This window comes from Flammeovirgaceae bacterium (genome assembly GCA_015180985.1).
GTDB lineage: Bacteria > Bacteroidota > Bacteroidia > Cytophagales > Cyclobacteriaceae > UBA2336.
Genome location: CP054185.1, coordinates 1,156,805 through 1,176,262, shown reverse-complemented (window position 1 = coordinate 1,176,262; position 19,458 = coordinate 1,156,805). Strand labels below are relative to the sequence as shown.

The 19,458-nt window shown below is 46.8% G+C and carries 21 protein-coding genes; 8 read left to right on the top strand and 13 right to left on the bottom strand.

Annotation, left to right across the window (positions count from 1 at the left end; all coding sequences use genetic code 11):
- Positions 1-4: 4 nt before the first annotated feature.
- Genes HRU69_05620 through HRU69_05600 form a run of 5 tightly spaced genes read right to left on the bottom strand, consistent with a single transcriptional unit; the run spans position 5 to position 2,246 of the window.
- Complete coding sequence (locus tag HRU69_05620; protein ID QOI97000.1) at positions 5-223, bottom strand: CcmD family protein; 219 nt, start codon at positions 221-223, stop codon at positions 5-7.
- Positions 224-234: 11 nt separating this feature from the next.
- The gene (locus HRU69_05615) at positions 235-612 is read right to left on the bottom strand and encodes a type II toxin-antitoxin system VapC family toxin (GenBank protein ID QOI98838.1); all 378 of its coding nucleotides are present in this window, start codon (positions 610-612) and stop codon (positions 235-237) included.
- Positions 609-839 carry a hypothetical protein gene (locus HRU69_05610; GenBank protein ID QOI96999.1) on the bottom strand — a complete coding sequence of 77 codons (231 nt, stop codon included), beginning with the start codon at positions 837-839 and terminating at the stop codon, positions 609-611. Before HRU69_05610 ends, HRU69_05615 begins: the two co-directional genes overlap by 4 nt.
- Before the next feature lie 42 nt (positions 840-881).
- A complete protein-coding gene (ccsA, locus tag HRU69_05605) occupies positions 882-1,538 on the bottom strand; it encodes a cytochrome c biogenesis protein CcsA (protein QOI96998.1) in 657 nt (218 codons plus the stop codon).
- Between the two features lie 45 nt (positions 1,539-1,583).
- A complete protein-coding gene (locus HRU69_05600) occupies positions 1,584-2,246 on the bottom strand; it encodes a heme exporter protein CcmB (protein ID QOI96997.1) in 663 nt (220 codons plus the stop codon).
- An 89-nt stretch (positions 2,247-2,335) separates the two neighbouring features.
- On the opposite strand from HRU69_05600, the gene HRU69_05595 reads away from it, so the two are divergent.
- Genes HRU69_05595 through HRU69_05560 form a run of 8 tightly spaced genes read left to right on the top strand, consistent with a single transcriptional unit; the run spans position 2,336 to position 10,231 of the window.
- Positions 2,336-3,358 (top strand): NAD-dependent epimerase, encoded by a 1,023-nt coding sequence (locus HRU69_05595; GenBank protein ID QOI96996.1) that lies wholly within the window; start codon positions 2,336-2,338, stop codon positions 3,356-3,358.
- Between the two features lie 2 nt (positions 3,359-3,360).
- Positions 3,361-4,611, top strand: a complete 1,251-nt coding sequence (locus HRU69_05590) for a nucleotide sugar dehydrogenase (protein ID QOI96995.1) — start codon at positions 3,361-3,363, stop codon at positions 4,609-4,611.
- A gap of 1 nt (position 4,612) precedes the next feature.
- Positions 4,613-5,632, top strand: coding sequence for a UDP-glucose 4-epimerase GalE (gene galE, locus HRU69_05585; GenBank protein ID QOI96994.1), 1,020 nt, complete (start codon positions 4,613-4,615; stop codon positions 5,630-5,632).
- A gap of 1 nt (position 5,633) precedes the next feature.
- On the top strand, positions 5,634-6,749 hold the full coding sequence (locus HRU69_05580) for a DegT/DnrJ/EryC1/StrS family aminotransferase (GenBank protein QOI96993.1): 1,116 nt from the start codon (positions 5,634-5,636) through the stop codon (positions 6,747-6,749).
- 49 nt (positions 6,750-6,798) lie between these two features.
- Entirely contained in the window at positions 6,799-7,878 is a 1,080-nt protein-coding gene (locus HRU69_05575; protein ID QOI96992.1) for an undecaprenyl/decaprenyl-phosphate alpha-N-acetylglucosaminyl 1-phosphate transferase, read from the top strand.
- Between the two features lie 31 nt (positions 7,879-7,909).
- Positions 7,910-8,932: a phenylalanine--tRNA ligase subunit alpha gene (gene pheS, locus HRU69_05570; protein QOI96991.1), complete on the top strand. Its 1,023-nt coding sequence runs from the start codon at positions 7,910-7,912 to the stop codon at positions 8,930-8,932.
- Complete coding sequence (locus tag HRU69_05565) at positions 8,929-9,786, top strand: 3-hydroxybutyryl-CoA dehydrogenase (protein QOI96990.1); 858 nt, start codon at positions 8,929-8,931, stop codon at positions 9,784-9,786. The genes pheS and HRU69_05565 overlap by 4 nt, the downstream gene beginning before the upstream one ends.
- Positions 9,770-10,231 carry a hypothetical protein gene (locus HRU69_05560; GenBank protein QOI96989.1) on the top strand — a complete coding sequence of 154 codons (462 nt, stop codon included), beginning with the start codon at positions 9,770-9,772 and terminating at the stop codon, positions 10,229-10,231. Before HRU69_05565 ends, HRU69_05560 begins: the two co-directional genes overlap by 17 nt.
- 2 nt (positions 10,232-10,233) lie before the next feature.
- Here the strand turns inward: HRU69_05560 and HRU69_05555 are convergent, their stop codons facing one another.
- The 8 genes from HRU69_05555 to HRU69_05520 form a co-directional block, all read right to left on the bottom strand.
- Positions 10,234-11,202 carry an AAA family ATPase gene (locus HRU69_05555; protein QOI96988.1) on the bottom strand — a complete coding sequence of 323 codons (969 nt, stop codon included), beginning with the start codon at positions 11,200-11,202 and terminating at the stop codon, positions 10,234-10,236.
- Between the two features lie 72 nt (positions 11,203-11,274).
- Positions 11,275-12,609, bottom strand: coding sequence for a peptidylprolyl isomerase (locus HRU69_05550; GenBank protein ID QOI96987.1), 1,335 nt, complete (start codon positions 12,607-12,609; stop codon positions 11,275-11,277).
- A 7-nt stretch (positions 12,610-12,616) separates the two neighbouring features.
- Positions 12,617-13,429 (bottom strand): peptidyl-prolyl cis-trans isomerase, encoded by an 813-nt coding sequence (locus HRU69_05545; protein QOI98837.1) that lies wholly within the window; start codon positions 13,427-13,429, stop codon positions 12,617-12,619.
- Between the two features lie 67 nt (positions 13,430-13,496).
- Positions 13,497-15,437 carry a peptidylprolyl isomerase gene (locus tag HRU69_05540; protein QOI96986.1) on the bottom strand — a complete coding sequence of 647 codons (1,941 nt, stop codon included), beginning with the start codon at positions 15,435-15,437 and terminating at the stop codon, positions 13,497-13,499.
- A 25-nt stretch (positions 15,438-15,462) separates the two neighbouring features.
- The gene (locus HRU69_05535; protein ID QOI96985.1) at positions 15,463-15,882 is read right to left on the bottom strand and encodes an ATP-binding protein; all 420 of its coding nucleotides are present in this window, start codon (positions 15,880-15,882) and stop codon (positions 15,463-15,465) included.
- Entirely contained in the window at positions 15,879-16,217 is a 339-nt protein-coding gene (locus HRU69_05530) for an STAS domain-containing protein (protein QOI96984.1), read from the bottom strand. Before HRU69_05530 ends, HRU69_05535 begins: the two co-directional genes overlap by 4 nt.
- A gap of 43 nt (positions 16,218-16,260) precedes the next feature.
- The gene (locus HRU69_05525; protein QOI98836.1) at positions 16,261-18,354 is read right to left on the bottom strand and encodes a SpoIIE family protein phosphatase; all 2,094 of its coding nucleotides are present in this window, start codon (positions 18,352-18,354) and stop codon (positions 16,261-16,263) included.
- 75 nt (positions 18,355-18,429) lie between these two features.
- Positions 18,430-19,407 (bottom strand): hypothetical protein, encoded by a 978-nt coding sequence (locus tag HRU69_05520; GenBank protein ID QOI96983.1) that lies wholly within the window; start codon positions 19,405-19,407, stop codon positions 18,430-18,432.
- Positions 19,408-19,458: the final 51 nt, after the last annotated feature.

Here is a 19,458-nt window from a genome sequence, read left to right as displayed (position 1 = left end):
TACATTATTTAACTTTATCCTCCAGTTTGCTTACCTTCCTGTCCAACATAAACAGGTACACAAACAAACCGGCCAGCACAATCAGAATAATTCCTACAATGACATAAATTTTCCCTTCCGCACGCATCGTGTCGGCCATTTCAACTTCTGATTGAGAAAGGGCATAGCCCGTACCTACACGAATTAATAAAATGATCAAAAAAAATACTCGGAACAACCTCATGGTAGTTAGCATTAAGACGATGAATACAGGTTTAACGATTTGATAAAACGAAAATCTTTAACATTCAATGTAAATAATCTACATCCCTTCATCAGTGCAGTTGCCGCAATCAATGAATCGGGCACATCCAACTTATGGCTAAGTCCGTATGCCATAATTAAGTCCAGCGACTTCACAGATATCTCTTCATCCACATGGAACGTCTGGATTGCATGTATTGCCCGCATTATCTTTTTAAGTTCGCTCTGGTTTAACGCCCAAAACATCAACTCGGCTACCGTTACCGAACTTACTGCGATACGGGCCTGACCAATTTTTTTTAACTCATTCGTGATTACCGAATTACCCTTAAGCAACTCAATAATAATGTTCGTATCACAAAGAATCACCTTGCCGGCCATGCTCGCTTACGGATTTCCGTGGCGGATATTTTACGGTTGTGCCATAACCCTGCAATCGAAAAAAAATCAGCATTGATAGACTCTGCTTTATTTCTAGATCTTCTCTCCATCTTATTTACCGGCTTAATTTCGATATAATCAAGCTCTTTCAATAATGTTATCAGCCTGGCAAATTTACCGTTCTCCTTTATTTTTATGGTTATTGAATTACTCATGGCTTGAAAACAAACTGCAAATTAATAAAATTCGAAACCACCTCAATTACTCACCTCTTCGGCAATACAGCGTAGTCGCACACGAATGGAAGTAATCCACAACCCCACCAAAAACCATCCCGCTACAGCGGGGTAAAAAACCCAACGCATCCGGCTGTCGAGGTCGTACGCATTAAAGCCCGGATTGCCCCCGCTGCCCGGGTGCATGCTGCTGGTAAGCCGGGGAATAATAAAAATCAGAGGAATCATCGCGGCAAACGCAAAGATGTTGTACACTGCGCTCAGCCGCGCGCGTTGTTCGGGGTTGTCAAGCGAGCCGCGCAGTACAAAATAAGCGAGGTACACCAGCAGGGCGATGGCCGCACCGTTCTGCTTCGGGTCGCCATGCCAGGGCGAACCCCACGTGTAGTTGGCCCACAGCATGCCGGTAATCATACCGAGCACGCCAAACGCAGTGCCCACATGCGCAAAGGCTTCGGATTTGATGTCGAACTCATGAACAGGATTGCGAAGGTACCGTATGCCGTAATAAACCGAACCGATATACAACAACACCATGCCAAACCACATGGGCACATGAAAGTACAGTGCCCGAATGGTTTCATTCAAAATATTCAGCCGCGGTACGTCCATCAGTAAGCCGGCTGTGTGAACGTAACCGAGCAAAACAATCGCAGTTATTTTAAGCCATGTTTTCATTAAACCGGAACTTTTTTCTACTCCCTTCTACCGGGAGGGGTGAGGTCAACTCCGCCAAATATACGGGAACAGGATGTACGCCAACGCACCGGCAATACAATTTATTGCCAGCAAATTCAGCAACTCATCATAGCTTGCCGCACGCTCCATTCCGTTCAGCACATTGCCGGTAGTTCGAACAGCCATTAATAAAATGGAGATAACCACCGGAAAACTTAAAACGGCCATCAGCACGTTGCTGTTGTTGGCTTTTGATGCAATGCCCGAAATAAGACTGAGCGAAACAGAAAAACCGGTTGATGCAAGTAACAACAGTACAACAAAAAGCAGTTGATCGGTTACCGGATTATGAATGAACACCGCAAAAAGAAGATACCCGGTAACCGACAGCAAGAAGGCCAGCAGGCTGTTGTATATCATCTTCGATAAGATAATCTGTTGCGCACTGGCCACCGAGTACAGGTAAATAAAAACACCCTTGCGCTCGCCTATAAAACTTTTGGCTACGCTGTTGACCACCGAAAAAAGAATGACCAGCCAGAACAACGCAGCCCAGGTGTTTTCATTAATGGCTTGTTGCCGCAAACTAAAGGTGAGGTAACAGATAAAAATCAGGCTGAACAGGTAAAGGCCCAGTCCGGCCACAACCGATTTACGCCTCAGTTCAAGAATAAATTCTTTGCGCAACAGGGTGATGATATTCTTCATGCCGGAGGTTGGCCTATATGCCAATTTAAGCCCAAAATAGCGGTTCCAGCCCATAAATTGTTAGCTTTGCACTCCTTTTTAAAAGGCACATGGCTTCTGAAAAAACAATTCTGGTTACCGGGGCTGCGGGCTTCATCGGGTTCCACCTGTGCAAACGCCTGGTAAACGATGGGTATGCCGTAACCGGCATCGACAACATGAACACGTACTACGATGCGCAACTCAAGCAATCCCGTCTGGACATCCTTTTAACACTTCCCGGGTTTCGCTTCGAAGCCATTGACCTGTGCGACAAGAAAAACATTGACAGGCTTTTTGCTGAAAACCGTTTTAACTACGTGGTAAACCTGGCTGCCCAGGCCGGTGTACGCTACTCGCTCATTAACCCGTATGCTTACCTCGAAAGCAATATGCACGGGTTTCTCAACATCCTGGAGGCCTGCCGACATACACAAATTGAACACCTCCTCTACGCCTCCTCCAGTTCGGTGTACGGAGCCAATACCAAAATGCCTTTCTCGGTTCACGATAATGTTGACCATCCCATATCGCTGTATGCTGCTTCAAAAAAAGCGAACGAACTGATGGCGCATACCTACTCAGCACTTTATAAGTTGCCAACAACAGGTCTTCGGTTTTTTACGGTTTACGGCCCCTACGGCCGGCCTGATATGGCCTTGTTTATCTTTACCAAAGCCATTGTGGAAGGCAAGCCGATTGATGTATATAACAACGGCAAAATGAAGCGCGACTTCACCTATATTGACGACATTGTTGAAGGGATGGTGCGGTTGATGCCGCGAATCCCAACACCTGATACATCGTGGACAGGCAAGCACCCTGATCCTTCCTCCAGCTTCGCTCCGTACCGGCTGTACAACATCGGCAACAACAAGCCGGTAGAGCTGATGCATTTTATTGAGGTGCTCGAACAAAAATTGCAACGCAAAGCCGTTAAAAACTTTTTACCTATTCAGGATGGTGATGTGCCCGAAACCTTTGCCGATGTGAACGACCTGATGCGCGATGCCGGCTTTAAGCCAAACACCACCATCGAAGCGGGTATTGAAAAATTTGTAACCTGGTATAAAGAGTATTATAACGTTACGTGAACATGGAGAAAATCGGAATTATAGGTTTGGGTTATGTGGGTTTGCCCCTGGCGGTAGAGTTCGGCAAAGTAATGGACGTGGTGGGTTTTGATATCAATAAAGAGCGAATTGACGAATTAACCTCCGGCCACGACCGCACCCGCGAAGTAGAGCCCCACGAACTAAAGGAAGCCTCGCGACTTACCTACAGTCATTCCATTGATGATCTGAAGCCGGTAAACTATTTTATCGTAACCGTACCCACCCCGGTAGATGAATACAAAAAACCCGACCTGCGGCCGCTCATCAGCGCCAGCAAAACAGTAGGCAGCGTATTGAAGAAAGGCGATATTGTCATCTACGAATCAACCGTGTATCCGGGCTGCACCGAAGAAGATTGTGTGCCTGTTCTGGAAAAAGAAAGCGGGCTTAAGTATAACATCGACTTTTATTGTGGCTACTCGCCCGAGCGGATTAACCCGGGCGACAAGCAGCACCGTGTTACAACTATAAAAAAGATCACCAGCGGCAGTACCCCCGAAGTGGCAGAAAAGGTTGATCAGCTCTACCGCAAGATTATTAAAGCCGGTACACACAAAGCCTCATCAATTAAAGTAGCGGAAGCCGCCAAGGTGATTGAAAATGCCCAGCGCGATATTAACATCGCGTTTGTCAACGAACTGGCCCTGATTTTTGAAAAAATGGGCATTGATACCCACGAAGTGCTGGAAGCAGCCGGCACCAAGTGGAACTTCCTCAACTTTAAACCCGGCCTGGTGGGTGGCCATTGCATTGGCGTTGACCCCTACTACCTTACCCACAAAGCCGAAAGCCTGGGCTACCACCCGGAAGTAATCAATGCCGGCAGGCGCATCAACGACAATATGGGTGCACACGTGGCCAACACCGTAATTAAACTGATGGCTCAAAACAAACTCCCGATTCACGGCAGCAACATCCTGGTACTGGGCATAACATTTAAAGAAAACTGTCCGGACATCCGAAACAGCAAAGTGGTGGATGTAATCAATGAACTGAAGAGTTTTGGAACCCACGTTGATGTGTACGACCCGCAGGCCGATGCTGCAGAAGTTAAACACGAATACGGCTTTGAGTTAATTCCAGCGCCAACAAAAAAATACCACGCCATTGTACTTACGGTAAGTCACAGCGATTTCAAATCGCTTAACCTGAACGACATAAAAACCCAGGGTGCGGTGGTGTACGATGTAAAAGGATTTTTAGACAAGGCTGCAGTTACAGAACGACTCTGACATGAGCGGTTCAAAAAAAATACTGGTTACAGGCGGGGCCGGATACATCGGGGCTCATACCGTTGTTGAACTGATAAATGCAGGCTATGAGGTTGCAATAATCGACAATCTGTTTAACAGCGACATGACCCTGATTAACGGGATTGAAAAAATTACCGGTAAACAAGTAAACTTTTATAAAGGCGATTGCCGCGATAAAACGTTTCTCACCGACCTGTTTCGTAAAGAAAGCATTGCCGGTGTGATGCACTTTGCCGCTCTAAAGGCCGTGGGCGAGTCGGTACAAAAGCCGCTTGAATACCACGAAAACAACATCGGTTCACTGATTACCGTGTTGCAGGTGATGCGCGAACAGCATGTAAAAGATTTTATCTTCTCCTCATCCTGTACCGTGTACGGCCAGCCCGACAGGATACCGGTGGACGAACAGGCGCCTTTTAAAAAAGCCGAATCACCCTATGGGCTAACCAAGCAAATCTGCGAACAGATTCTGGAAGATGTTTATAAAACCGGCTTTCGCATCATCTCACTTCGTTACTTCAACCCCATTGGCGCTCATCCTTCGGCCCTCATTGGCGAAATGCCCATCGGCACACCCAACAACCTGGTGCCCTACATTACACAAACCGCTGCCGGCTTGCGCGATAAACTGATTGTTTTTGGCAACGACTACAACACACCCGATGGTTCGTGCATCCGCGATTTCATTCACGTGGTTGATCTGGCCGCAGCCCACGTAAAGGCACTGGCCTGGCTCCAGGCAACAAAAACCGCTGCCTTATACGAAGCATTCAATGTGGGTACCGGCATCGGGGTATCCGTGCTTCAATTGGTTAACGCATTCATTCGTAAAACCGGGGCCAAACTTCCGTTCCGCATCGGGCCGCGCAGGCCGGGCGATGTGGAGAAAGTGTACGCCAACCCCGAAAAAATAAACCGGATGATGAACTGGAAGCCGCGCTTCACACCCGAAGATGCATTGGTTCATGCCTGGGCCTGGCAACAGAAACTAAGCCGCTGATATGCGCATCCCGTTCTTCGATTTGCAACGGCAATACCAGTCCATCAAAAATGAAATTGATGAAGCTATAAACCATGTGTTTGCCTCTTCACGCTTCATTGGCGGAACAACCGTAATCAATTTTGAAAAGCAGTTTGCTGAGTATGCCGGAGTGCCACACTGCATCAGCACCGGCAACGGCACCGATGCACTTTTTCTGATACTGAAGGCACTGGATTTACCGGCCGGTTCAGAAGTTATTGTTCCCGCTTGGGGGTGCATTGCCTCCGCAGAGCCTGTTACGCTGGCCGGATTAAACCTTGTTTTTTGCGATGTTCACCCGCACTACTACACGTTGACTCCGGAAACAGTTCAACAAAAAATCACATCCAAAACAAAAGCCCTTATTGCGGTACACTTGTACGGGCAGGCAGCCCCGGTAAATGAACTGAAAAAAATCTGTGATCAACATGGCCTCTGCCTGATTGAAGATTGTGCCCAGGCACATGGCACATTAGAAAATGGATCTTTGGCAGGAACTTTTGGTATTGCAGCAGCATACAGTTTTTACCCCACCAAAAACCTGGGCGCCTATGGCGATGCCGGTTGTGTGCTTACACGCGACCCGCAACTGGCCGGGCGCATCCGGAGATTAGCCAATCATGGCGCCCTTGAAAAAGATGTTCACCTTATCGAAGGAACCAACAGCCGGATGGATGCCCTGCAAGCCGCTTTCCTATCGGTAAAACTCCGACACCTCAGCAAGTGGAATAACCAAAGAAGTGCAATTGCTTCGCTCTACACAAACACCCTGCGTGAAATTACCGGATTGACCCTGCCACAAATCCGACCAGGCACTAACCATGTCTTTCATATTTATTGCTTGCGCACACCCTTCCGTGATGCGTTAAAGAAATTTCTTGAAGAAAAAGGTTTTGAAACATCTGTTCATTATCCGCTTGGCCTGCCCTTTACACCGGCTTACCGTCACTTCGGGCTCAAGCCAGCGGACTTCCCGGTTACACATGCACTTCAGCACGAAGTGCTTTCACTGCCGGTTTTCCCGGAACTAACTCCCGAAGAGGTAACCGCTGTCTGTTCAGCTATATCCGATTTTTTTAACCGGCACAGCCGGTAGCCCCCTCCGATTTAATCCTTACTTTTGAGCGAAGACCTGTAACCTGTTTATGGCCATTCTGTTAGCGGCTGCCGTCACCTCCTTTGTCATCTGCTTTCTGATCATTCCCGTGATCATCAAGTACTCGCTGGAAAAAAACCTGGTGGATATTCCGGGCAGGCGCAAAATCCATAAAAAAATTACTCCCTCCATGGGAGGCATTGCCATTTTCCTTGGTTTCACCATTGCATCATTAATCTGGGTTGATATCAGTCTCTGGAAAGACATCCGCTACATCCTCATCGCCCAGTTTGTAATTTTCTTTATTGGCGTACGCGATGATTTGGTTCCGCTAAAACCGTATATGAAATTACTCGGGCAACTGCTGGCGGCAGGCACCCTGGTTTTTTTACTTGACCTCCGGCTGAAATCGTTCTACGGCATTTTTGGGCTGTACGGCATTCCGGAAGCTTTGAGCTATTTGATTACGATTTTTACCATTATAGTTATAACCAACTCTTTCAATCTGATTGACGGTTTAGACGGTCTGGCCGGTTTTATCGCGGCTATTGCATTACTTGCTTTCGGTACCTGGTTTTTTATTGCCGGTGATACCACCTATGCCATTCTCGCATTCGGTTTGTTCGGATCAATTATTGCTTTCCTGATTTTTAACTGGGAGCCCTCGGAGGTGTTTATGGGCGATACGGGAGCCTTGGTAATCGGTATGACACTGGCCATTTTTGCCATTCATTTTATTGATTACAATTTCAATTTACCAGCTTCGCACCCGGTTCGTTTTACAGGCTCGGTTTCACCCGCTGTCAGTGTACTGATCATTCCTCTGGCCGATACGTTACGTATTTTTCTCATCCGCATCGCCCGCAGGCAATCGCCTTTTACACCCGATAAGAGCCACATTCATCACAGCATTATGCGCCTGGGTTTATCGCACAGGGGCACAACCCTTTTACTTGGACTGGTGCAATGGTTATTTATCGTCATCAGCGTTTTCTTCAGGAACACCAATGATAATTACCTGTTACCGGGTATTGTTTTGGCTTCTGTTTTACTAAGTATTTTGCTGGACCGCCTCATCAGCAAGCGTGTACAAAAAACCGATGCGGATGATGACCGGGTAATTACGTAAACCTTAAAATTGTACTTTTGAGTTTTTAACGATGGAAGAACGCATACAGCAACTGCTAAAGGAAGTACAACAGTTTACCGCCACCAGCCGCGATGCCGTTGAAAATTTCCGGTTAAAGTTTATCAGTAAGAAAGGTGCCATCGCGGAATTGTTTGATGAATTGAAAAAGGTGCCAGCCGAAGAAAAAAAGAAAGTCGGTAAAATACTGAATGACCTCAAACAATCAGCCGAAGCTAAATTTGGTGCACTGACCAGCGCACTTGAAAGCCAGGTGAAGGACCTGAGCATTCCCGATCTCACGCTTCCGCCCATCCCCAACAAAATCGGTAACCTGCATCCGTTAAGCCTTACCCGTAACCGGATTATTGAAATTTTTGAACGGCTGGGGTTTAATGTGGCCGATGGGCCGGAGATTGAAGACGACTGGCACAACTTTACAGCACTTAATTTTCCGGAGAATCACCCGGCCCGCGAAATGCAGGATACGTTTTTTATCAGCAAAAATCCGGATGTGCTGTTGCGCACACATACATCCAATGTGCAGATACGCCTGATGACAAATGAAAAACCTCCCCTCCGCGCTATCATGCCGGGGCGGGTTTACCGCAACGAAGCCATCTCGGCTCGGGCGCATTGTTTCTTCCATCAGGTTGAAGGACTGTACGTTGATAGAAACGTGGGCTTTGCCGACCTGAAGCAAACGCTCTATCATTTTGCCAAAGAGATGTTCGGGAAGGACATCCGGATTCGTTTTCGTCCGTCCTTTTTTCCGTTTACTGAACCGAGTGCCGAAATTGACATTACCTGCCTTATCTGTAAAGGCACAGGCTGTAATGTGTGCAAATATTCCGGCTGGGTAGAAATTGCCGGTTCCGGCATGGTCCATCCCAACGTATTGCGCAACTGTAACATCGATCCGGAAGAATTTACCGGTTTTGCCTTCGGCATGGGCATCGAACGGGTGGCCATGCTGCGCTACCAGATAAATGATCTGCGCTTGTTTTCTGAAAATGATGTTCGGTTTTTAAAACAATTTCATACAGTTATCGGATGACGATTACCATTAAAACGGTTGGCATAGCCGGTGCCGGTACCATGGGGCAGGGAATTGCCCAGGTGTGTGCACTTAACGGGTATACGGTTTTGTTGTATGATGTTTCTAAACCACTCGCTGAAAAGGGGTTGAAAGCAATAGAGCAGGTTTTGGATAACCTGGTGAACAAAGGTAAACTGAAACTGGAGGGAAAAAGTCAGGCCCTCACCAAAATACTGGCAGTTGAAAAGCTGAATGACCTGAGAGCCGATTTGATCATCGAAGCTGTTGCTGAAAATCTGGAGGTGAAGCAGCAGCTCTTTAAAACCCTTGACGAAGTTAATGGCCCGGCTGCTATCCTTACCACAAACACCTCGTCCATACCTGTTACTCAAATTGCTTCCGTGTTGGAAAATCCAACCCGGTTTGCCGGTCTTCATTTTTTTAACCCGGCACCTGTAATGAAACTGGTTGAAGTAATAAGCGGAACTTTGACATCGGATGAAACCGTTTCACACCTGCTGGCCTTTTCACAAAGCATTCAAAAAATTGCCGTTCTGGCAAAAGATAGTCCGGGCTTTATCGTTAACCGGGTAGCCCGGCATTATTATGTGGAGGCGCTGAAGATGCTTGAAGAGCAGGTTGCCGATATTAAAACTATCGATTCGCTGATGAAGTCCAGCGGATTTAAAATGGGTCCGTTCGAGTTGATGGACCTGATTGGCGTGGATACCAATTTTGCCGTAACCACCTCCATCTACAACGCTTTTCATCAAGAGTCAAAATTCCGGCCCAGCCGTATACAACAACGAAAAGTAGATGCCGGGCATCACGGCAGGAAGTGCGGGAAAGGATTTTATGATTACGGCAAGTAAGTTGGGGCTGAAACTTTCGAAGTCAAGGGCGAGCGTACTGGCATTGGCTGCATTTTTAAATTGCTCCCCGGACCTTACAGACGACCCTATACCACCGGCCACCTTTGCTGATATTTTTATTAATCTGAACCTACCCGAAAACCTGGTGCTGAATACCGATGGCAATTCAAAATATTTCAATGGCGGGGTGAGGGGAATTATTGTGCACCGAGTTAATGCATCAACCTACCGGGCATTTGAGCGTAACTGCTCGTTTCAACCCAACGAGGCGTGCGCAACAGTAGGCGTACACATTTCAACATTGTATATGGAAGATAGCTGTTGTGGCTCTACCTTCAACTTCAATGGCGACCCCACAGGCGGTCCGGCCTGGCGGCCGCTGCGCCAATACCAGACCATTCTGAGCGGTAATGAGCTAACGGTTACCGATGAGGTAGTGAACTGAGTTCAACTCATCATCTTCTCTATCAACTCATCAATGGTAATCCCTTCGGCTTCGGCTTTGAAGTTGCGCACCATGCGATGGCGCAACACAGGTTTGGCAATGGCCTGTACATCCTCAATATCGGGTGAATATTTGCCGTTAAGTAAGGCGTTGCATTTGGCGCCCAGCACGAGGAACTGCGAAGCGCGCGGGCCGGCACCCCACTCCAGGTATTCGGTAGCAACGGCTGAACCGGCCGGTGTATTGGGCCTGGTTTTGTTAACCAGCGTTACGGCATATTCAATCACATTATCGGGCACGGGCACCCTGCGTACCAGGTGCTGGTAGGCATTGATGTCATCGGCTGTAAGAATGGTGTTCACTTTTCGAGGTTCGTCAGTAGTGGTGTTCTTCACCACCTCTATTTCCTCTTTCATGGAAGGATAGGTAAGCAGAATGTTGAACATGAACCGATCGAGTTGCGCTTCGGGCAATGGATAAGTGCCCTCCTGCTCAATGGGATTTTGGGTTGCCAGCACAAAAAATGGCTTGGGCAATTCATACCGTACGCCCGCAATGGTTACGGCATATTCCTGCATCGATTCGAGCAGCGCGGCCTGTGTTTTTGGGGGTGTTCGGTTTATCTCATCGGCCAAAATGATATTGGCAAAAACCGGTCCTTTTACAAACCTGAAGTTCCGTTCCTTGTCCATGGTTTCAGCTCCCAGGATGTCCGATGGCATCAGGTCGGGGGTAAATTGTATCCGCTTAAACTGTAAGTCAAGCGAAGTGGCAATGGTTTGTACCAACAATGTTTTGGCAAGTCCGGGTACACCCACCAACAGTGAATGGCCGTGGCAAAATATCCCGGTAAGGACTAACCGCACCACATCATCCTGGCCAACAATTACGTTGGCAATTTCGCGGGTAAGGTTTTTGTAGGTAACCGCCAGGGCATCGGCTGCCTCCACATCGTTTGTGAATCGGGTCATGGGTTTTTTCAAATTACTTGGTAAACCTAACGGTAAACGCGTTCAGGTGGTTCTTGTTTTACACGAGCGACTCTAATCATCGAGAATACCGCAATAATTATAAGCCGGGTCAATGCTGATGAACACATCTTTGCGGGCTTTGTTAAACCACTTTTCCAGGATGCGGCTTTGCTTTTCATTGAGGGCGGCCGTGCGTATCCGGTCCCAATCCTGTTCAAGGCTTGCTAAATGGGGAGGGGTTCTGGATTTATAAAGTAAGATGCGAACAGCCTCCTTTCCATCATCAGTACGGTAAGCCATGGGCTTTGATACGGTGCCCACCTTCATGGTATCAATGGCAAAAAACACCACCGGGTCCAGTTCATCCACCGACAGGCGGGTACCTCCGTCATCATCGGTAAAAAAACCGCCATTACCTTTGGTGCGCATATCATCCGAATGCTCCTTGGCAGCCCGCTGAAACGAAACTGTATCTTTTAATATCAAGGTGCGCAGGCTATCCAAAAAGCGGCTGGCATTTTCAACATCCTGTTTGGAGGGTGTGGGCGCCATTAAAATATGGCGCGAATGATATTCGTTGCCCCTGCGCTCCAGCAATTGTATGATGTGAAAGCCAAACTGTGTTTCTACCGGCATGGAAATTTCCCCCGGTTTGAGTTTAAACGACATGGCTTCAAACTCGGGCACCATCACGCCTCGTCCCACAAAGCCCATGTCGCCACCATTTACCGTTACACTCGGATCGGAGGAGTACTTGCGGGCCAGTGTGGCAAAGTCTTCACCAGCCAGTATCCGGTTGCGTATGTCAATCAATTCGCGTTTGGTTATCTCCTTCTGCGCATTGCTCACTTTGGCCACGCGAACAATCTGGGCTACTTCCACTTCGGCCGAAAAGTACGGCAGGCTGTCCTTCGGTATCTTGTTAAAAAAGCGTCTTACTTCGGCCGGGGTTACCGTGAGCCCTTTGGTTAAGTGCTTCTGCATTTCGCTTATTACCATTTGCTCGCGCACCTGGTCGCGCAGTTCAACACGGAACTGCTCGAAGGTTTTGCCGAACTTTTTCTCGAGATCCTCCTGTGAGCCGCCATACTGAGCCAGTATCATGTCCATCCGCTGCTTGGTGTTGGCATCAACATCCGAATCGCTCACTACAATAGAATCAATTTCGGCTTTGGCCATCATCAGTTTATTCCGCAGGAGCAGCGCCAGGTACTGGCACCGTGTTTCTTCGCCCGGCCGGCCTCCGTTTGAAACGTATTCCTGATACGCCTTATCGAGTTCCGACTTGAGCACAATGTAGTTATCTACTTTACCGATAATCTTATCAACAACAAATCCATCGGATTCCTGTGCCCGGATAATTAGTGCGGTTAGAATAAATACAATGCCAAGTAGTTGGTGGCGCATTTGCTTGCTATTTAAAAATCTCAAATTCCTGATTTTTCATGCCGGTTGAGTAAACCTCGTCTTCGAGTTGTTTGGCCAGCTCAACCTTGCGTTTATTCAGTAAAATATTTTTTATCTCATCCCGTACAAATTCCAGCGGTGAAATATTATCTGAAATACGGTATTCTTCAACCTTTAAGAAGTAAAGATAGTTTTCGTCAGCGGTTTCGTAATACGGGTTGCTCTTTAAAAACTGAACTTTATTGGGTATTTCAATTAATGGTGAATTTTTGACAAGTTCATCAAATACCATCCAGGTTGAATCAACCAGGTGATAGGCAGCTGCAAAACTGAGGCAGTATGATTTTAATTCGGTCTTATCGTTTTCTTTTTTTGAAAAGATCAAATCTTTGATCTTACCGGTACGGGGAGCTGTTTTTGGAACTTTAATGAATGTTGCCCGCACGATATTTTGCTTTAATATGAAGTTGTCGATATTCTCTTTGTAATACGTTTCAATAGCGGCTTCCTGAATAGCCGTGTCGAGCCGCTGGCGGATGTAGTAGGCCTGGTATTCATAAGCAATGAGGCTGTACCGGTAATCGAGTATTTTACGCTCAACTTCAGCTTCATTGATGTTTATTTTTCGTGAAGCCTCCTGAATCAGCAGTTGTTTTTTTATCCAGCTGTTTATGTACGCCTCTACGCGGGTGGTGCTGTCATCCGGATTGGTACCCGGCTGCACGATACCCATGAGTTCATCTTTATACAGATACGTTTTATTTACCCGGGCCACGGGCTGGCGCAGGGTGTTGTCAGCAGGGGCCTTTTCCTTTTTCATCCTGATAAAATCACAGCCGGTAAGTAATACCGAAAAGGTTAACCAGTAGAGCAGTATTTTTTCGCCTTTACTGAGCCAGTTTTTTCGTAATGTATTTTTTACCCTTTTCATTTATTGTTACCGGATATTTTGCCTTCAGACTGGCCACCCATTGCTGTTCCAGGTCATTCTGGTAATCCGAAATGACGGCCGGGCGCGCTTCCTCAAACGTTGCAGGGCCGGCCGGCAGTATCTCAAAAATCCGCGCAAGGTAATACATTCCGTTGTTTTGGTGCGTATGGCTGCCCGGCTGCCAGGGTATTTGAGCCAAAACTGGTCTGTCGGTCTGTTGAAAGGTGCCCGACTCCCGTCTTATCCGTTTTGTCTGCACATGATTTGCTATGGCTGCCGAGTCGGCCGTTTCAAATAAAGCCTGCAGCGTTTTTAGTTGTTCTTCATCAGTTGAGGAATAGATAACCGCACGGGCACGCTCACCGGCTGTGTACTTTACCTGGTTTCTTTCAAAATACTTTCGTTGCCCGATGGAGTCTTCGCTGGCTTTATTCCATACCTCACGCTCCATGATCTCGAACAATAAGATACCTTCGTAGTATTCGTTCAGCAGTCTGTTAAATTCAGGATTTGTACGTTTTAGTTTTTCTTCAAACTCCATGTTAATCACCGATTCAACAAACCGGTTATACAGATCACCCAGGTACACATCGGGCTTCATGGCTGTTTTTTGCTGATGAATTTTTACAAACGACAAAAATTCCCGGACCGGCATTGCCTGGCCGGAGAGTGTAAAGATTGATTCCCGGGCCGGCCACGAAGACAGATGCCAGTTGCCGGCTGTAAGTGTTGAATCGGCTTGCTGAAACACCTTTACTTTCACATCCGGATTTTCTGTAAATGAAAATTGTTTTTTAAGTTTTTCAAGCAATTGCTGGCGCGATACCTGCACCCGCTCATCGCGCTGAACCCGGTTACGCAGCGAGGTTTCAAGATCTTTAAATGATGGCAGCGGAATTTTTCGTTCAAGCAAAGCAATATGCCAGCCGTAAGCCGTTTGAAACGGATCGGAAAACTCCCCGGGGTTCTGCAGGCTGAAGGCCACCCGATCGAACTCGGGCACCGAAGCCATAGCACCTACACCAAAGGGGCGGAGTTTACACCCATTGCCTTTGGAGTTCTGGTCTTCCGAGTAACGGGAACACAATTCGGCCCAGGGAACTCCGCCTTTCAGTTGATCATAAATTTCAAAAATCAGGTCACGGGTTTTCGCATCGTCCCGGCCGGTGCCGGTTCGCAGCATAATGTGGGCCACCTCCACTTCGCCCCGGGCGGGCTTGCGATCTTCAATTTTTATCAGATGATACCCAAAGCGGGTTCGCACAGGCCCGACAACCTCACCGGGTTTGCCAGCGTAAGCGGCTGTCTCAAACGGGTAAACCATTTGCATGGCGGTAAAGTACCCCAGGCGACCGCTGTTCTGACGTGCCGAAGGGTCATCAGAAAGCTGATTGGCCAGCCTGTAGAAATCTTCGCCTGCATCAATTCGCTTTTTAACTTCCATAATTTGCTTCCATGCTGCTGTGGTATCGGCAGGGGTGGCATCGGGTTTAATACTTATCATAATATGCGAGGCGCTTACTTCTTCTTGCAGCCGCTTGTAGGTTAGCATTACCAGGCTGTCCACCAGTTTGCTTTCGGGTAAATAGGGTTTGCGCAACTCATCCCGGTAGGTATTGAACTCGCGCAAAAAAGTTGCCGTGGTGTCCATGCCGCGGGCACGGGCCTCCTCCACTTTTAATTTAAAGTTGATGTACAACTCAAGGTATTGGTTGATTTTTTCTTTGGTGTATTCAGTCCTCTTATCCGGGTGGTTCTTCCTGTAGATATAAATAAATTCATCAGAAGATACCGGGTGGTTATTAATAACAAATAAATCGGGGGCTGCCTGTTTCCTGGGTTGGGCGTTAACGGCAATAAAACTTATTACGAGCAGAAAAATCAATCTTCCTCTCATTGTTCATGCAGGTAAACCGGCAAAGTTAAATGAATTGAACTTTTTTTGTAAGGCGGCAAATGGTTTTGCCGTTTTGCTGGTAGTATTCAATTTCGTCCATAATGGCTTTTACCAGGCGGATGCCCAAACCGCCTTTTCGTTTTTCATGCACGATGTGATCCAGGGCCGGCTCCTGAAAAGCGTTGATATCAAACACGCTTTTATCGTCAACGATTTCAAACACCACTCCTTTGCGCTTATCCAGGTTAACGGAGAGTTCAAAGAGGTCATCGGGGTTGCATTGATGGGCATGAATCATCAGGTTTGAACACATTTCATCCATGGCCAACACCATCTCGCTGATATCCAACTCTCGAACCCCGTAAGGCTTCAGTGCATTCCGGATAAAGTCCCGAATGCCCCTGAGGTTTTCGATGCTGCAGCCTACTTTATATACTTTCTTCATGCCACCAGGTGTTTGGCCTGTGCTTTATCACCGGCTATCGTTAACAGTTCTTTCAGGCCCAATATTTCAAACGTATTGGCCACGCGTTCGTTCATGCCAAAAAGTACCATCCGGATTTTCTTATCCCTGAATTCTTCGATGTACGACATGAACACCCCCAATCCGGCTGATGAAATGTACTCCAGCGCAGTGCAGTCCACCAGTATCCTGGTAAAGCCCTCGCCAACACTTTTGGCAATGACCAGGTCCAGTTCGATGGAGGAACTGGCGTCCACCTCACCGATGGGAACAATAATGTCCATACCATCTTCCTGAATTCGTTTTATTTGAACCATGGCGTATAATTTTTAACGGTGTTAGTTTTATATAGTTCTTTTTTCATGACGAACTAATCTGCGGATTATCCTGTTTGACAAATTTTACTATCAAAGCTGTGTAGTCATCATTAATGTTATCGCTTCCTGAAAATTCATAAAGCCTGGCGATGAGGCAGTCAATGATTTCACGGACTGGTTTTTCCCGCACTTCCAGCAGGCAGGTTACCAGCCGGTCGTAACCAAATTCTTCTCCCTTATTGCTCTTCGACTCAGTAATACCATCTGTGTAGAGCACCATAATATCACCGGGCTCATAGTGTAGTTCATTAACCCCGATAAAATTGCTGTAGCTGGTGTTTCGTACCATACCCAGGGCAACGCCCCGGTCTTTCAGGTATTCGGCTTTACCTGTGCGTGCCCTGTAGTATAATACAGGGCAATGACCGGCACGGGAGTACCGTATTACTTTTTTGTGTGTATCAATAATAAAAAAAGTAGCCGATATAAATGAACCGCGTTCCAGGCAGCGGGTTAGCGCATTATTAGCCCGTATCATAAATTCTTCAGGGCGGATGCCTTGCTGCGCCAGGCTGTGAAAGATGCCTTTCATTTGAGACATATGAAAGGCTGCTGTAGTACCCTTGCCCGAAACATCGGCTATAACCAAAGCTACCTCCTTGTCAGTAACACGTAGGGTATCGTAATAATCGCCTCCTACTTCATCGGCCGACTCGGAAAAGGCGGCCATTTCAAAATCAATATCGCTTTCAAGTACTTCAGGGAGGAGGCTCTTTTGTACCATCTTGGCAATTTTAAGTTCCTCCTTGTATCGCTCGCTTTGAAGGGCTTCTTCCATCAGCCTGAAGTTTTCGATGGAGATGCCCGCCTGGTTTGCAAACGTGCTGACGATTTTGGTCATTTCTTTATTAAAGCCGTCTGACAACTCTTTGAGTAGTGCCAGCGTACCGATGTTGTCGCCCTTAACATAAATCGGAAATGCCAAAATGGACCGGAAGCGTGAACCGCGTAACGTACTGAGGTGTTTTGATAGGTTTTTTGTTTTATCCGGTGCCTGGTCAAGAATACCGGTAATGTGGTTATTTTTCAGGTGGCTAATGATATCGTTGGCCTCCTTTTCAGAAATGCGATAGGTAAACAGCCGGTGATGGTGCTCGTTGTTTTTTATTTCAAGCCAGGCGGCATCGGCAAACACCGTGCTTACCGAGGTTTCGAGCAAAATTTTGTAAACACTTTCTTCGCTTTGCTCTGTTTGAATGGATTGGCTGATGCGCTGAAAGTTGACTACTTCTTCGAGCTTTTGCTCAAAAACCGAAGTGGTGGGCAAGTTGAACAAGATCACCAAAAAGGAAAATGAACAGTACATAACCACAAAAACAAACACCGATAGAAAGTAAAGGTGGTAGCGGTGGTCAACGATGCCCCGCTCATCATTAAAAGCGGCTACAATCTGAGCATTGCTGGTGTAAAACAGATAGATTAGATAAAATACGGAAAGCAAGAGCAAAAGCAGGCTCGTCCATTTTTGTTTAAAGTTGAGGTAAGCGACCCATTTGGTATTAGCCGAAAGCACTAAACCGATTACAACAAACGATGCCAGTAACACATCGTACAGCCAGTCCAACTCGGACAACGAAACACTACTGTAAATAAGTGCGATGAATAAGCCATACTCAAATACCTGCCACAATCGCAACAACCATTTTGATTTCTGATAAAGTATCAGTCGCTTCCAGGCCGTGAAGCACATTATCAGAAAGCCCGCCATCAGGGGCATGGTGATAAGGTAGGTTGTTTCCAGGTATAAAAAATGGCTAACCAGCCTGGAGGTACCGGGTAAAAATTCAATAAGCCTTAATGCCAGCGACACCACCGTGGCTACAAGCCCCGTTGCAAATACACGCCACAGCAGGTCAACAAAATTCAGTATTTCATCCCGATCGATTTTGAGTTTGTAGTAATAATAAAGCCCTATCAGAAAAATGTTAAACAACAAACCGGGCACCCATGTGGGCATATCCGGCTGAATGCCCGTTTTTATACTAAACACCACCGACAGATCGGTGAAGAACAAGGCTACCCAGGCAATGCCGGTAATAACAAAAAACAAACGGGTAAGGGCCTTGGTGCGCATGATTACCGAAAAATAAAAAAGCCAATCAGGTTATGATCGGCTTTGCAAGTATAGGCAAAAATAAAGGATTTCGGGCCTTTAGTTATGTGCAATCAACCAGGGATCCCTGTTTAAATCAACTTTAATACGCAGACCGTTTTCAATGATGATGATAACGTTATCGCACTCACCGTTGCCGTAATCAATTATAAAGCTGCCCTCCTTATCGCCCTGCCTGTAGGTTATACGCTCCTGACCCGACACATACGTCATCATAAAACAACCCTCAAAAACCGATAAGGAAAAACAATCATACCGATATACCAGCGGTTTAAGCACCTCGGAATGATAAAAATCTGTGCCTTGGGTATACCGGTATTCACCGGATTTCATCGCGTACTGCTTTTCGTTATACTCAGTTGCACCCGAAGCCGCATACGCGTATGACCAATCGCCATAGTTATAGTCGGTTTCGCTATCGTAGTTAAATGATCCCGAAAATTTACTTGTGGCCGTATCGTACGTTGAGGTACCCTGATAAACTGATGTGCCATTTAATTTCCAACTGATGCTGTCAAAACTAAACCGGCCACCGTAATTGTTGTAATCAACATTATAGTAGTAATCATCGATAAATTCGCTTCCGCTTTGATTAAACAGGTAACGATACGTCTCAGTAAATTTTCCGAACATCAGCCAGGTGTATTCGCCCCAGCCTTCTTCGCAACCTTCACCATAGTCGTATATTACCGTATGGCTGCCGTCTTCATTATCGAACTCGGTAATCTGCGCACAACTTTGCCAGGGCAAGGGGTCAACAATAGTTGTGTCGCCTTCGTTAGGGCCATCTTTCTTGCGGCCTCCCGAAAAAGCAAACCCGCTAAGATTTTGAAATGATCGGTTAATGGCTCCACTTACCGGGCCCCCGACCGTTGCTGCCGAATTACTGCGGAGCGAAAGAAAACTTTTTGCAAAATCGCTTAGTTCATCAAATCCGGCCGTTTCGTCAGTATCTGAACAACTGAATGCCAACGCGAGTAAGGCAACCAGTACACCAAAAAAGATTTTTTTTATCATAAATAGTAAGGTTACTGATGCGTTAGACACACAAACCGGCACCGGAGTTGG